The following is a 15,041-nucleotide window of genomic DNA, read 5'->3' on the forward strand; positions in this document are numbered from 1 at the left end:
TTTTGGTTCTCTGTTCGCATTTTTCTTGGAAAAATGGTATAATTGTCTGATAAAAAACTTTGGAGTCGATAGTGAGTTTAGAAAATTACATGCCAGATTTTGCCTTGGAAAAGGCTTATGACGTGACCGTCGAAAGCTTGAAAAAACATGGCATTAAAGTAGTATTTGTTGACTTGGATAATACCTTGATTGCTTGGAATAATCCCGATGGTACGCCAGAGATGCGCCAGTGGTTACATGATTTGCGAGACGCAGGTATTCCTGTTGTGGTGGTTTCAAACAATAAATACGAACGTGTCAAACGGGCGGTTGAAAAATTTGGGATTGAATTTGAAGCCTTCGCTCTCAAGCCTTTCACCTTTGGGATTAACCGTGCCCTGAAACGCTTTAATGTCCAGCCACATGAAGTGGTTATGATTGGGGATCAGCTGATGACGGATATTCGGGCTGCTAAGCGAGCAGGTCTCAAGTCTGTCTTGGTCAAACCCTTGATAAAGACGGACTCGATCAATACGCAGATTAACCGTTGGCGTGAGCGACGGACCATGAAGAAAATCATCGCCAAATACGGGGCGATAGACTACAAGAGGGAGATGTAAGTGGAAGAATTATTTTGTATCGGCTGTGGTGCCCAGATTCAGACGCTAGACAAGGCTGTCGCTGGTTTTACACCTCAATCAGCCCTAGAAAAAGGCTTGGAAACAGGGCAACTCTACTGCCAACGTTGTTTTCGTTTGCGCCATTACAATGAAATTTCAGATGTCAATATCTCGGATGACGATTTCTTGAAACTGCTCCATAGCGTAGGAGAAAGTGATGCCTTGGTGGTTAATGTCATTGATATTTTTGACTTCAATGGATCGGTTATTCCTGGCTTGCCTCGCTTTATTTCTGGAAATGACGTGCTTTTGGTCGGCAACAAGCAGGACATTTTACCCAAGTCTGTCAAGACAGGAAAGGTCACTCAGTGGTTGACCGAGCGGGCGCATGAAATCGGCATGCGACCAGTTGATGTGGTCTTGACTTCAGCCCAAAACAAGCAGGCTATCAAGGACTTGATTGAAAAGATTGAACAACACCGCAAGGGACGGGATGTCTATGTGGTCGGCGTGACCAACGTCGGCAAGTCAACCTTGATTAACGCTATTATTCAAGAAATCACGGGGGACAAGGATGTCATTACGACTTCACGTTTCCCTGGAACGACGCTGGACAAGATTGAAATTCCTCTGGATGATGGTTCATACATCTATGACACGCCAGGGATTATCCATCGTCACCAGATGGCCCATTATTTGACAGCTAAAAACCTCAAGTACATTAGCCCTCGGAAAGAAATCAAGCCAAAGACCTACCAGCTCAATCCAGAACAAACCTTGTTCTTGGCTGGTCTGGGACGATTTGACTTTGTGGCTGGTGAACGCCAAGGCTTTACGGCCTTCTTTGACAATGAGCTCCAACTCCACCGCACCAAACTGCAGGGAGCTAGTGAATTTTACCAGAAACATGCGGGCTCACTTTTAGTGCCACCAACCAGCAAGGAATTGAAAGAATTTCCTGAATTGGTCCGCCATGAATTTACCATCAACGAAAAGACGGATGTGGTCTTCTCAGGTCTTGGTTGGATTCGTGTCAATGAAAAGGCCAAGATTGCTGCCTGGGCACCTAAAGGTGTGGATGTGGTGATCCGCAAGGCCATTATCTAGATGTGCGTACTGGTTACATTTGTTAGCCAATAAATATAGAAACATAGGAAAAATAGATGTCATTAACTTCAAAACAACGTGCCTTTTTGAACAGTCAGGCACATAGTCTAAAACCCATTATTCAGATTGGGAAAAATGGTCTCAATGACCAGATTAAAACTAGTGTTCGTCAGGCGCTAGATGCGCGTGAATTGATCAAGGTGACCTTGCTACAAAATACGGATGAAAACATTCACGAAGTAGCAGAAATCTTGGAAGAAGAAATCGGTGTGGATACGGTCCAAAAAATCGGTCGCATCTTGATTTTATTCAAACAATCTAGCAAGAAAGAGAACCGTAAAATTTCCAAACAGGTCAAAGAAATCTAAGAAGGAGAGCCTATGGCTATTGAACTCTTAACACCCTTTACCAAGGTTGAATTAGAGGTTGAAAAGAAAGAAACCAATCGCAAACAAGTGGGGATTTTGGGAGGGAATTTCAACCCTGTTCACAATGCTCATTTGATTGTGGCAGACCAGGTCCGTCAACAGTTGAAGCTGGATGAAGTCTTGCTCATGCCAGAATTCATTCCGCCCCATGTGGACACGAAGGAAACCATTGACGAATACCATCGTTATTCCATGCTCAAGATGGCTATTGCAGGTATTGAGGGATTGGGGATTGAAACCATTGAACTGGAGCGCCGTGGTGTCAGCTATACCTACGACACCATGAAATTGCTGAAGGAAAAAAATCCTGACACAGATTATTATTTTATCATCGGTGCAGATATGGTAGACTACCTGCCAAAATGGCACAGGATTGATGAATTGGTCCAGTTGGTGCAGTTTGTTGGTGTCCAGCGTCCTCGTTACAAGGCAGGGACTTCCTATCCTGTTATCTGGGTAGATGTGCCCTTGATGGATATTTCCTCCAGCATGGTGCGTAGTTTTATCAAGCAAGGACGGGTGCCGAATTTTATGGTGCCTCATGAAGTTCTGGACTATATCGAAGAAAAGGGACTTTACCAATGATTGCAGCAGATTTGACATTTGACCGTCAGGCTCTTTTGGAGAAAATCCGTGTAGCCATGAAGCCAGCGCGCTTCCAACATGTCTTGGGTGTGGAAGAGGCGGCGCTTGCCTTGGCAGAACAATACGACTGTGATCCGAAAAAAGCCAGTCTGGCAGCACTCTTGCATGACTATGCTAAGGAAGTGGAAGACCAAGTCTTTCTGGACTTGATTGCCAAGTATGATTTGGACAAGGACCTGCTCAACTGGGATAATAACATCTGGCACGGTGTGGTTGGCGCCTATAAAATCGCAGAAGATTTTGGCTTGAAAGATGAGGAAATTTTCCAAGCCATTCAACGACACACCATTGGTGCTGGGCAGATGACCTTGCTGGACAAGGTGCTCTATGTGGCGGACTACATCGAACCCAATCGGGATTTTCCTGGGGTGGATGAGGCGCGTCGTATCGCAAAAGAGTCCTTGGACAAGGCGGTAGCCTATGAAACTGCCCAGACCATTTCCTACTTGGCCAAGAAGGGAATTCCCATTTATCCACAAACCTTGGAAACCTATAATGGCTATGTTGTTTGGTTGAAGGAGTAGGGATGATTGCATTATAGTCATTTAGTTTTTCTTTTATTACTTCGTTAACTCGCTTTGCCGTACTCCAGTACAGCCTGCAGCTCATTGCCTAGTACTAAAAGTAAACTAAAAGGCTATAAAATATCTTGATGAACGTTCCTATCAAATAGTCTTAGACTTGACAGTAGCCGAGGAGGACAAGGGCTTCGTGGCTCCAAACGTGCGTTCACTCGCTGACGCTTGGCTTTACAGAGAAAACGGGGATGTCTTCCCCTATGCCATCTGGGCGGATGAACAGGTGGTTGGTTTTGCCTTGATTGACATTGATGAAGACATACAGCAGTATATGCTCTGGCGGTTTATGATTGGTCAAGAATTTCAGGGGAAGGGCTATGGTCAGGCGGCTTTGGAGGTCGTAATAGCAATGGCTCAATCACATCCTGTCTGCGACCATTTGATTGCAGCTTATGTTAAGGGCAATCAGAAGATGGCTCATCTCTTAGAGAAAAATGATTTTGTCTTGGATAGTGAAGAAGAAAGGGAATTGGTCTTCCGTTTGGAAACGCCTGGTGTTAAGCTATGAAATCTGCATTGTTAGTCATTGACATTCAAAACCTTCTAGTGGAGGAAAAACCTTATGCCATTGAAGAGCGATTAGCCCTCTGGCAAGATAGCCTTGCTCAGGCTCGTCAAGCGGGGATAGAAGTCATCCATGTCCGCCATCATGATCAGGAATTGGTCAAGGGGACTGCTGACTGGGAGATTCACTCAACTGTTGCACCCTTAGCTAGTGAGAAGATTTTCGATAAGACCTTTAACAGTGCCTTCAAGGAAACGGGGCTTCATGCTTATTTGCAGGAAAAGGGAATTGAGCAGCTCATTATCATGGGCATGGCGACCAATTTTTGCATTGATACGACGATTAAAGTAGTCTTTGAACTAGGCTACAAGGTAGCTGTGATTCGGGACGGAACGACGACAGGTTATTCAGGCAAATTGGATGCCGAAGACTTGATTGACCACTACCAAAACATCTGGTCATGGAATTTTGCCCAGGTGGATAAATTAGAAAATATAATTAGAGGATAAGATGAAAGAACTAGATTTAGTAAAAGTTGTGGTTCAGGCTGCTGATGACAAGCGAGCTGAGGACCTTGTTGTAATTGATGTTCAAGGCGTGACCAGCCTGACAGACTACTTTGTGATTGCCAGCTCTATGAACAGTCGCCAGTTGGAGGCTATTGCGGAAAATATCCGTGAAAAGGTAGCGGATGTTGGAATCAAGAGTAGCCGTGTAGAAGGCGATAGTAACGGTGGCTGGGTCCTATTGGACCTTGGAGGCGTTGTCGTTCATATTTTCTCAGAAGAAATGCGTGACCTCTACAACCTTGAAAAATTATGGCATGAAGGCAGCTTCTTGGAAGTATCGGAGTACCTAGGATAGGGAGAGCTTTATGGCAAATTTAGTAACCGTTTTAGGGTTGGGGTTAGCGGGCATAGACCCTGTTGGTATGTTGATGCTTATGGCACAGCTTGCTACTGGTGGAAGCAAGCGTCAAGCAGTTCTTTTTGCAGGGCTTGTTCTCTTTGGTACAACCCTGCTAGGTGTGGCCTTATCGACACTTTTAGGATCTAGTCTCAATAAACTGAGCGACTTTATTGGGGAAGTCGGCACAGCTATCAATCAACTGCCTGATGCCAGTTGGGTTTGGATTGATGTCGCCCTCATCGCTCTCTTGATTTATTGGGGCATTCGCCGTGACAATCAAAAAGAAATCAAAGAGAATCAAAGCGAAAAGAAGATAACAGGTATCTGGGCTGGCGTAGTCTTTATGGTTTTTACTGCTCCGACTGACCCTAGTTTTCTCGCAGTCTTAGCCATATCTGGACATCGCAATCATTTTCTCTTGTCCTTGCTTTACAGTACAATCTGGGTCTTGCTGAGTCAAGCTCCACTCTTTCTCCTCACTATTGCTGTGATTTTCAACCAGCATGAGAAATTTGTTCTAGAATTCAATGCTTTCATGGACAAGTATCGTCCAATACTAAATAGGGGACTGACGGGGCTTATTTATATCTTAGCTGGTGTCTTTACCTTGGATTTAGCTCTTTACCTCTTAGCAGGGAGTTGGCTTCTGGCCTAAGACAGTCGTAAGACTGTTTTTTCATCGAAAAGAAGGAAGGATATATGGCAACTTATGAAACCTTTGCGGCGGTCTATGATGAAATCATGGATGACAGCTTGTATGATAAATGGACAGATTTTAGCTTGCGGAACTTGCCGCAAGACACCAAGACAATTTTAGAATTGGCCTGTGGGACAGGGATTCAGGCTGTACGTTTTGCTCAAAAGGGCTTTGAAGTGACTGGGCTTGACCTGTCCTATGAGATGTTGGAATTGGCCCAGAAGAAGGCAGAAGCTGCTGGTGTCATGATGGAGTTAGCCCAGGCAGACATGATGGCTCTGGAAGGTGTGGGAGATTTCGATGCGGTGACCTGTTACTCGGACAGTCTGTGCTATATGGTAGACCAAGAAGCTGTTTTGCGGGTCTTTGAAGGAGTTCACTCTGTTCTCAATCAAGGTGGTACTTTCCTTTTTGACGTTCACTCCATCTATCAAATGGAGGAAGTATTTGCAGGCTATAGCTACCATGAAAACTATGAGGATTTTGCCTTTGTCTGGGATACCTATGAGGGTGAGCAAGAGCATTCCATTGTTCATGAATTGACCTTCTTTGTCAAAGATAAGGACAGTCAAGAGGAGCGATTTATCCGTCGGGATGAAGTTCACGAAGAGCGGACCTATCCGATTGAAACCTATGTGGAATGTTTGAAAGAAGCTGGATTTGCATCTGTGGAAGTCTTTGCGGACTTTGAAGATCAAGCTCCGACAGAAATCAGCCAGCGGTGGTTTTTCAAGTGTAAGAAGAAATAGGCGGTATTGGATATGAATGTAGCTATCATTATCTTGGTTGCAATATTTGTTATTCTTTTATTGTTATTATTAGTTTATGTAGCTTTGTTTCAAATATGGTTAAAATCAAGTCGTCAAATACATGAATACAATGAAGATATTATTCGTGATTATTTATGCAAATTAGCCGAGTCTTTTGAATATTTTAGTACGCAGATTCCCTACGGTCGGGCTAGATGGTTTATATTGGGGAGCAAAGATTTTGTTTGTACAGTTAATGACGTAGAGAATTTGGAGATTTTTGGCTATAGTCCTATTAGGAGCAAAATTGACGAGGAGTTTTTGGAATATGGTTTGTTGTTAACTCAGGATGGATTTTATTTTAGAGAACAAATCGAAAATAGCAATAATGACGCTGATATTAAGTATAAAATTAGCAAAAAGTTTTTCCCTTTAAAAGGTTTATGGAAGATTTCTTGTAAGGGTAAAAAAATTCTACTTTTTTATCCTAATAAGATTGAGAGACTATCTTTCCAATTTGATGACGCTCAACAAAAAAATATAGTTGCAAATTTAAACGAAATTATTAAAACAGGTTATACGGCAGATTTACATGAAAACTATTTAGAAAAAGTTATTGATCGTTTGCAAAAAAATGATTTTCATACCGAGAATTTTCAAAATGGGACTAAAATAGGATCAATTATAGGTTTAAATATGATGTTAGGTTCTCATTTGAAAGATATTCAATTTAATGCTATCGCAAAAGCTCCACAAGGACATGGGCATGCAGCTGAATATGCTAATAATGTAATAGACAAGATAAAGTATCCTTTCCAAAAAGTAGAGCAAGTAGGGAGAGATAATGTCAAAAATGGGGCAGATAGAATTGTTGGAAATCAAAAAATTCAAACAAAATACTATGCAAAAGCTAGTGGAACGATAAATGCAGCATTTGATAAGGCTAATGGAGGAGAATACCGTTATAAGGGGATGCAGTTAGAAGTTCCTAAAGACCAGTATAATGAATCAATTCAACTCATGAAGAAAAAAATAAAAGCTGGAAAAGTTCCGGGTCATAGTGAGCCTGATGATGCCTATCTGATTATTAGAAAAGGGAATGTTACTTATAATGAGGCAAAACTGGTTGCCAAGGGCGGAAATATTGTTTCATTAAAATATGATGCCATTGATGGAGCTATTCAATCTATTCCAGCTGCAGGAATAAGCTTTGTCCTTGTTTTTGCAATGGAAAAATGGGCTGGAAAAGATACTGAAGAAGCTGCAAAATCAGCAATCTATTCTGGAGTAAAAACGATATTGTTGGGAGCGGCTATATACACAGCTTCTCAACAAATTGGAAAAATTCTTACTAAAAAAATCGCTGATCAAACAGTTAAGAATGTCGCAGCCAATACTGTTGCTAGACAAGCAGCAGGAATTATTTCATTCGGAATTACTGTAGGTCCGGACGTATTTGATCTACTGCAAGGTAGAATATCTAGCCAACAGTTATTAAAGAATAGCCTAGTAGCAGGATCAGGCTTACTAGGTGGAGTTGCAGGTGGTGCGGTTGCTGGAGCATTTTTAGGTCCAGTTGGGTCATTTGTAGGTGCAGTAGCTGGTGGAACATTGGCTGCTGTTGGTTCTAAGGTTGTTTTAGACAACTTTATAGAAGATGACAGAATTGAGATGTTTGCAATTCTAAAAGAAGAATTTATTGATATTGTTATGGCTATGGCGCTTTCAGAAGAAGAGTTTAAAGAAATTCAAAATAATATCTTCGATAAGAAATTAGGAGAACGACTTAAAGACATGTTCCAGAAAAAGCAATCTGTTAAAAATAGGATGTTTACTAGAGAGTCAATAATTGAACGAGAGGTTGAAAGAGTTATCTCAAAACGCACGGTTTTAGCAGAAGAGGATATACTTGAAGCAGTACAGATTGCAGAAAAAGAATTTGCTGTAATTTAGGTATTAGGTTGGAGATGGTTGAATAAAGTCTAGGAGGTAGGGCATGATTTCAGGGATAATAGCAGAATACAATCCTTTTCATACAGGGCATAAATACCTGCTGGAACAGGCGGAAGGCTTGAAAATTGTGGTTATGTCTGGCAATTTTATGCAACGGGGCGAGCCAGCTATTGTGGATAAGTGGACACGGGCTCAGATGGCTTTGGAACACGGGGCAGATCTTGTTGTCGAGATGCCCTTTTTGGTGTCGGTCCAGTCGGCTGACCATTTTGCCAAAGGAGCAATCAGTATTTTACACAGGCTAGGTGTGGAAAAACTGGTTTTCGGTACGGAAGAAATGCTGGATTATCAGAAAATTGCGGATATCTATGTGGATAAGTCTGAGGAAATGGAAAATTTTGTGAAAAACTTGCCAGACCATCTCTCTTATCCACAGAAGACCCAGGCTATGTGGCAGGAATTTGCGGGACTAACCTTCACAGGTGACACGCCCAACCATATTCTGGCTCTAGCTTACGCTAAGGCAGTGGCTGGAACAGGCATTCATCTCAGCCCTGTTCAACGGCAGGGAGCTGGTTTTCATTCGGAAGAGGTGGAAACGTCCTACGCCTCGGCGACAGCTATCCGCAAGGGTGCTGACCAGCTGGACTTGGTTCGTGACTTTTTACCGTCTGCCAGTCTCTTTGAAGAGGCGACCAAGGTAAGCTGGAAGGATTATTTTCCCCTGCTCCGCTACCAGATTGCGACCCACCCAGATCTCAGTCAGGTCTTTCAGGTCAACGAAGAACTAGCCAGTCGTATCCGCTCTGCCATTGGGAGCGTAGCGACCGTGGAGGAGTTAGTGGAAGCTGTTGCGACCAAGCGCTACACTAAGGCGCGGGTGCGGCGGGTGCTGACCTACATCCTGGTCAATGCGGTGGAAACTCCCTTGCCAGATGCGGTCCATGTCCTAGGCTTTTCAGCTCGAGGCCAGGCCTATCTCAAGAACGTCAAGGAGCGGGTGGACCTGGTGACGCGGATCGGCAAAGAGCCCTGGGACAGCCTGACCCAGCAGGCAGACGCAGTCTATCAATTGGGTGCTGACGCAATAGCAGAGCAGACCTATGGGCGCGTGCCAGTGAGGGTGGAGTGAGATGAATGCAATAAAGAATGGGAAGTTTTTGTCGTTGACTTGAAAAAATTCCTATTTTTTTTGTATAATTTAAGTAGCAAAATCAAAGGAAATAAATCATGGAAAACTGGATGGACTATTTTAAGCCTCACATTGTAGATAGGGGCTGCAGTTTATTTTTAGACGATGCTGTTCAAGGGCTTGAAGAGGTAGGTGAGGGTTACTATGCCCTTGTCTCTGGTAGTCAAGTCTATGAGGTGGAGATTAGCTTTGAGCACGGTCAGCTGGTCAATATGTGGTGTGAGTGTCCATATGCTCAAGAAATGAACCACTGCAAGCATATGGCAGCAGTCTTGTTTGCTATTTCTGAATTAGATAGCCAGCCAGCTCTTGAGGGTAAAGATGTGTCACTTGCCCAGCTCCTGGATAAACTGACAGTTGAGCAACTACGGGCTTTTGTTCTTGAATTGGCTCAAGAAGATAGGGAACTGGCTAATCGAATTCAACTGCGTTTCTCATCCCAGCTAACACCTCAGCAAGTGGAAGATGTGAAAAAGGAAATCAGAGACTTGGGTTTGCCTTTTGAGGACAGGCGTACGGGCTTTATAGAGTATAGGCAGACTAGGGATTACGAACGGGCCGTGGAAAAGGCCATGCATCAGTATCTCCAGCCGTTGCTGGATAGGTGTGAGTATGCGAATTTCTTGGCTGTATCAGATGCCTTTTACCATCAGATTTGCCAGCAAGAGTTGGATGATTCCAATGGAACGACTGGTAGTCTGCTTTATATACTTACTGGCTACTGGCAGAATTTATTGACTGTAGCTCCGGATAAGATTGTCCAAGAATTACTAGACTGGTGCTTAGAACAGCTAAGTGGCTATGAGGTTGCAGAAGACCTTCTCATGGAATTTGTAGAAACAGAGTTTCAAGAAGAACATTTCCTTGAGCAGAAATTGACCTATTTTCAAGCGGTCTTACAAGCGATAGAAGGAGGAGACAAGTCCTCTTGGTCATGGAAATTCCGTCGTGACCGATTTGCCTTGCTCTGTTACAGGTTGTTGGTTCAGTTGGACTCTAGTGAGGCAGACTTGCTGACCTTCCAGGCCAATCATTGGGAGGTGGCTGGACTTCGTAAACTAGCCATTGCCCAGGCTGTAGCAAATCAGCATCTAGACCGTGCCGTTCACCTCTTGCAGGAAAGTAAGCGCCTGGATGCCCAGTACAGGGGACTGGTGTCGGATTATAGCCAGCAGCTACGGGACATCTATCGTTCTCAGGGGCAGGATGACAAGGTCAGAGAAGAATTGCTGGAGATGATTTTCTCTGCTGGTGATACAGATTTGAAGCTGGTAGAGGAGTTACGGGACTATGTTTCTAGGGAAGAATGGCAGAGCTACTTAGATGATTTGCTGGAGGATGGTCGTTTCCAGTCGCAGCAGTTGAAATTGTTGCAATTGGCAGACCGACCGCAGGAATTATTGGACCGCATTACAGCCAGTTATTGGTTCTTAGAAAATTTGGACCGGTTTGAGAACTATTTATCAGAGAAACTGCCTGAGCAATTACGAGATGCTTACGCTCAAGCTATTTGTCAGCAAATGGATGTGGCTAGTAGTCGCAATCGCTATCGTCAGTTGGCAGGGTATTTGGTAAAAATTGCAGGTTTACCTGATGGAAAAGTGGTGAGTGCAAGTCTTCGCACCTCGTGGAAAGTCCAGTATCCGCGACGCAAAGCCATGATAGAGGAATTAGATGCAGTGAGGTGGTAGGATATGGCAGTTTGGTTTCAAGATGTGGTCGATGCATTGCAGATGCTGAGTCAAGGTGATAGGTACTATTATGATAGCTATTTAGATGAATTAGTCTACCTGTCTGTTGAGGAAACGGGGCTTGAATCCTGTGAAGGTTTAGAAGAAGAGATTGAGGAGGATGTGACGGGAAGGTTCGTACGGCTGCCGACCTATTATGACTTCAATCCCTACGCATTCATGGAGCGTTATGTTTATCATTTGCCTGAAGGTGACTTATCTGACCGCCTGTCTCGAGCTATTCGAGGGCGCGGTGCTTTTAGACGTTTTAAGAATGAGTTAGAGAGATGTGACCGTTTGGAAGATTGGTATGTTTTTGAGGCACAATGCTACAAAGAACTTGTACTGGACTGGTGTCAAGAAAATGAAATTGCTATTGTGAATAACCGACTGAAAAAAATGTAATTTTTTCCTTGACTCTAACGCTAGGTCATAGATTATACTGCTATTTATGAGAGGAGATTACCCATGAAAACAGTGAAGGAAATGAGTCAGCTTTCAGGTATCAGCGTGCGCACACTTCATTATTACGATGAAATAAATTTGCTGACACCTAGTTTTATTGCGGAAAATGGATATCGTTATTATGATAATGAGGCGTTTGAAAAGTTGCAAGAAATCTTACTTTTTCGTGAATTGGAATTTCCTCTCAAAGAAATTAAAAAAATTGTAGGGAATGTAGCTTATGACAGAGAGTCAGCTTTGAAAGACCAGATTAGATTACTGGAGTTGAAAAAGAAACACTTGGAAAAAGTCATAAAGCATGCCAAGTCTTTACAGCAGAAGGGAGAAAATTACATGAATTTTGAAGTGTTTGATAAGTCAGATTTGTTGGCTTTCCAGGAGGAAGCTAAAGAAAGATGGGGTAATACCGCAGCTTTTCAGGAATTTTCTGCTAAGACGAATCAGGAAAGGTTTGCTCAGATAAGTGCAGAAATGTCTGGTATTATGATGGAATTTGGACAATTGAAAAAATTATCAGCTGATGATTCTAAAGTTCAGAAACAGGTAGAGGTTCTTAAAGCTTATATTAGTGAGAATTTTTATAATTGTACCAATGAAATTCTAGCAAGTCTAGGACAAATGTATATTGCAGATAACCGGTTTACTCAATTTATTGATCAAGTGGGAGGAGAAGGTACAGCGTCCTTTGTCAGTCAAGCGATTGCGATTTATTGTGGAAAATAAATAAGAAAAGTCTAGTGAGAACTAGGCTTTTTTATGTTCATCTTGGCTATGTATATATCAATTCAATTATGACTTGGAGGTACATTGCTAAATTTTAAAATATTAGAAGCAAAACAAAACGATTATATATATGCACAAGTGATTTCTTGGCACAAATAAAACATTATTATTTTTTTATGATTGAGTAAAAATACTTGACAAAATCGCTTGCTATACTAGTATAGCAGGGCTTGACACTACGGGCAAGCCCTGCTATACTAGTATAGCAGGGCTTGACACTACGGGCAAGCCCTTCCTAATTAGCGTTAAAAGTAATTATGAACAAGGGGAATAATTAATGTTTTACACTTATAAAATAGGTATATCTGCTGAGGAACATGATTCATTTGTAAAGCAATCACCACAGGCTAACCTGTTGCAGAGTAGTCAGTGGGCAACCGTAAAAAGTGAGTGGCGAAATGAGAGACTAGGCTTTTTTAAAGATGGACAATTAGTGGCAGTTGCTTCTCTTCTTATCAGAAGGTTGGTAGTACCATTTGGTTTTACGATGATTTATATACCAAGAGGTCCTGTAATGGATTATGAAGATGCTGAATTAGTATCATTTGTATTTAAGTCCATTAAAGAATTTGCCCTCCGAGAACGCAGTGTTGTTATAAAATTCGATCCATTTATTCGACTATCTAGTAAAACTATAACAGGAGATAGGGAAGAAGAATTAAATGTACTTGCCGTCAAAGATAGGATTGTTGATTTGGGAGGTATTTGGTCTGGTCGAGTGCAGACCATGTCGGCTACAATCCAACCTACTTGTCATGCAGTATTGTATAGCGAATCCTTCTCAGAGGAATCACTAAATAAACGAGTTCGACAAAATATTCGGTCGGCGCGTAATAAAGGTATTGAGATTCGAATTGGTCGTGAGGAATTGTTAAGAGATTTTTCAGAGCTATTAAAAAAGACTGAGGAGCGCAAATCTATTCGCTTGCGGGGGAGAGAGTATTATCAAAAAATATTGAATGCCTATCCAGAAAATTCTTATATTGTAGTTGCCTATTTGGATTTAGCAAAGAGATATGAACAGTTATCTTATCTTGAAGAAAAATTAGTAAAAGAAGCCATGACTTTCACCTCCACTACAAAACAATCGAAGATTGACAATTATAAAAAAGAAACCCGAAGAATAAATACAGAATTAGAAATGATAAATTCTCTGATTCGTAACGGGAGTAAGTTAGTTCCATTGGCTGGTACTTTGACAATTGATTTTGCAGGAACATCTGAAATTATCTATGCTGGTATGGATGAAAAGTTTAAACATTATCAGCCTGCTTTACTAACATGGGTGGAGACAGCAAAGTATGCTTTCGAACGAGGTGTGAAATGGCAAAATTTAGGAGGAATAGAGCCAACTTTAGACGGAGGCCTTTATCACTTTAAATCACATTTGAATCCAGTAGTAGAAGAGTATATTGGGGAATTCGATCTTATTGTTTCGCCAATATTATATAAGATTTTTCAAGTTTTACTGGAAATTAGAAAAAAATTAAGGAAGAAAAAATAATGACTTTTTGTCAAATAACTAAAGAAGAATTTTTAAAGCATTGTGAACAAGTAAATGAAAAATCATTTTTTCAATCTATTGAGATGGCCGGATTGCTATCCAAGCGAGGATATGATGTTCGCTATGCTGGTTTTAAAAATTCACAATCAGAAATCGTTATTTCTACTTTGCTTTTCTGTAAGAAGATGGCTGGTGGTTTGTATATGGAATTAAATTCTGGACCGCTGGTTACCGATGATGCTTATTTGGAGGAATTTTATCAATCTTTAAAAAACTATGCGAAGCGTGAAGGCGTACTTGAATTGGTGGTCAAGCCTTCCCAAGCCTATCAACTCTTTGATAGTGTAGGGAGTCCAATGAGTGAAGCAGATACTCAACTAATTGAGAAGCTGGTGCAAGTTGGATTTAAACATGATGGCTTACAAACAGGTTATCCAAATGGAGAGCCTGTTTGGCATTATGTGAAGGATTTGCAAGGGTATTCAACAACGTCGTTATTGCAATCCTACAATAAAAATAGTAAACGAAACATAAAAAATTCAGAAAGTTACGGTATCAGGATTCGTAGCATCAATCATAAGGAGCTTTCAGATTTCAAAAAAATAATTGAGGAAACTGGAGCTAGACAAGGCTTTGAAGATAGAGATAGTGGTTACTATAACAGTCTTTTTGAAAGCTTTGGTACACAGGCAGATTTTTTAGTTGCAGAACTTGACCCGAAAGCCAGTCTAAAGCAAATTGAAAAGGAAATAGAAACAAGTGATAGAAATTCAAAACAGTATGCACAGCAAGTGCAGAAATTGTTGAAAAAACAAGAGGTGGTTCAAAATATTTTAAATCAAACTCAGACAGCTCCTATTTTTTTGGCATGTGCACTGATAATTTATGATGTGAATGAGGCAACTTATCTTTTTGGTGGCTCATATTCAGAGTTTCAAAGCCTATCTGCACCTTTCTTACTTCAATATGAGGCGATGCAACGTGCAATAAAACGAAATCTTAAGCGTTATAATTTCCTTGGTATTCAAGGGATATTCGACAGCTCAGATGGTGTTCTTCGCTTTAAGCAAAATTTTAATGGGTATATTTTGAGAAAAGCTGGTACTTTTCGTTACTATCCTCATCCGATAAAGCATAAAATAATTCAAATTATCAAAAAAATAGTAAAATAATACTATATACTTTATCGAAAGAGGT

Annotated in this window: 15 protein-coding genes and 3 pseudogenes; all 18 read left to right on the plus strand. The window is 41.5% G+C overall.

Going from position 1 to position 15,041, the window contains the following annotated elements; translation table 11 throughout:
* Nucleotides 1-71 precede the first annotated feature (71 nt).
* Nucleotides 72-599 carry a YqeG family HAD IIIA-type phosphatase gene (locus tag CWM22_02230; protein AUC90818.1) on the plus strand — a complete coding sequence of 176 codons (528 nt, stop codon included), beginning with the start codon at nt 72-74 and terminating at the stop codon, nt 597-599.
* The gene (locus CWM22_02235; protein ID AUC90819.1) at nt 600-1,706 is read left to right on the plus strand and encodes a ribosome biogenesis GTPase YqeH; all 1,107 of its coding nucleotides are present in this window, start codon (nt 600-602) and stop codon (nt 1,704-1,706) included.
* 56 nt (nt 1,707-1,762) lie between these two features.
* Nucleotides 1,763-2,074 (plus strand): ribosome assembly RNA-binding protein YhbY, encoded by a 312-nt coding sequence (locus CWM22_02240; protein ID AUC90820.1) that lies wholly within the window; start codon nt 1,763-1,765, stop codon nt 2,072-2,074.
* Between the two features lie 12 nt (nt 2,075-2,086).
* A complete protein-coding gene (gene nadD / locus CWM22_02245; protein AUC90821.1) occupies nt 2,087-2,719 on the plus strand; it encodes a nicotinate-nucleotide adenylyltransferase in 633 nt (210 codons plus the stop codon).
* On the plus strand, nt 2,716-3,303 hold the full coding sequence (locus tag CWM22_02250; GenBank protein AUC90822.1) for an HD domain-containing protein: 588 nt from the start codon (nt 2,716-2,718) through the stop codon (nt 3,301-3,303). The genes nadD and CWM22_02250 overlap by 4 nt, the downstream gene beginning before the upstream one ends.
* A gap of 157 nt (nt 3,304-3,460) precedes the next feature.
* Nucleotides 3,461-3,865 (plus strand): N-acetyltransferase, encoded by a 405-nt coding sequence (locus tag CWM22_02255; protein ID AUC90823.1) that lies wholly within the window; start codon nt 3,461-3,463, stop codon nt 3,863-3,865.
* Complete coding sequence (locus tag CWM22_02260) at nt 3,862-4,371, plus strand: cysteine hydrolase (protein ID AUC90824.1); 510 nt, start codon at nt 3,862-3,864, stop codon at nt 4,369-4,371. Before CWM22_02255 ends, CWM22_02260 begins: the two co-directional genes overlap by 4 nt.
* Before the next feature lies 1 nt (nt 4,372).
* Nucleotides 4,373-4,726 carry a ribosome silencing factor gene (rsfS, locus tag CWM22_02265; GenBank protein ID AUC90825.1) on the plus strand — a complete coding sequence of 118 codons (354 nt, stop codon included), beginning with the start codon at nt 4,373-4,375 and terminating at the stop codon, nt 4,724-4,726.
* A 10-nt stretch (nt 4,727-4,736) separates the two neighbouring features.
* Nucleotides 4,737-5,021, plus strand: a pseudogene (locus CWM22_02270) (hypothetical protein).
* A 449-nt stretch (nt 5,022-5,470) separates the two neighbouring features.
* Nucleotides 5,471-6,217: an SAM-dependent methyltransferase gene (locus tag CWM22_02275; GenBank protein AUC90826.1), complete on the plus strand. Its 747-nt coding sequence runs from the start codon at nt 5,471-5,473 to the stop codon at nt 6,215-6,217.
* A 12-nt stretch (nt 6,218-6,229) separates the two neighbouring features.
* Nucleotides 6,230-7,369 (plus strand): annotated as a pseudogene (locus CWM22_02280) (hypothetical protein).
* A 174-nt stretch (nt 7,370-7,543) separates the two neighbouring features.
* Nucleotides 7,544-8,170, plus strand: a pseudogene (locus tag CWM22_02285) (hypothetical protein).
* A 43-nt stretch (nt 8,171-8,213) separates the two neighbouring features.
* Entirely contained in the window at nt 8,214-9,302 is a 1,089-nt protein-coding gene (locus CWM22_02290; protein AUC90827.1) for a nucleotidyltransferase, read from the plus strand.
* Nucleotides 9,303-9,400: 98 nt separating this feature from the next.
* Complete coding sequence (locus CWM22_02295; protein ID AUC90828.1) at nt 9,401-11,053, plus strand: hypothetical protein; 1,653 nt, start codon at nt 9,401-9,403, stop codon at nt 11,051-11,053.
* A 3-nt stretch (nt 11,054-11,056) separates the two neighbouring features.
* Entirely contained in the window at nt 11,057-11,497 is a 441-nt protein-coding gene (locus CWM22_02300) for a hypothetical protein (GenBank protein AUC90829.1), read from the plus strand.
* Nucleotides 11,498-11,560: 63 nt separating this feature from the next.
* Nucleotides 11,561-12,280, plus strand: a complete 720-nt coding sequence (locus CWM22_02305) for a MerR family transcriptional regulator (protein AUC90830.1) — start codon at nt 11,561-11,563, stop codon at nt 12,278-12,280.
* Nucleotides 12,281-12,617: 337 nt separating this feature from the next.
* A complete protein-coding gene (locus tag CWM22_02310; GenBank protein AUC90831.1) occupies nt 12,618-13,844 on the plus strand; it encodes a UDP-N-acetylmuramoylpentapeptide-lysine N(6)-alanyltransferase in 1,227 nt (408 codons plus the stop codon).
* On the plus strand, nt 13,844-15,016 hold the full coding sequence (locus CWM22_02315) for a peptidoglycan branched peptide synthesis protein (protein AUC90832.1): 1,173 nt from the start codon (nt 13,844-13,846) through the stop codon (nt 15,014-15,016). Before CWM22_02310 ends, CWM22_02315 begins: the two co-directional genes overlap by 1 nt.
* Nucleotides 15,017-15,041 lie beyond the last annotated feature (25 nt).

This window comes from Streptococcus suis (assembly GCA_002831545.1).
Lineage (GTDB): Bacteria > Bacillota > Bacilli > Lactobacillales > Streptococcaceae > Streptococcus > Streptococcus suis_P.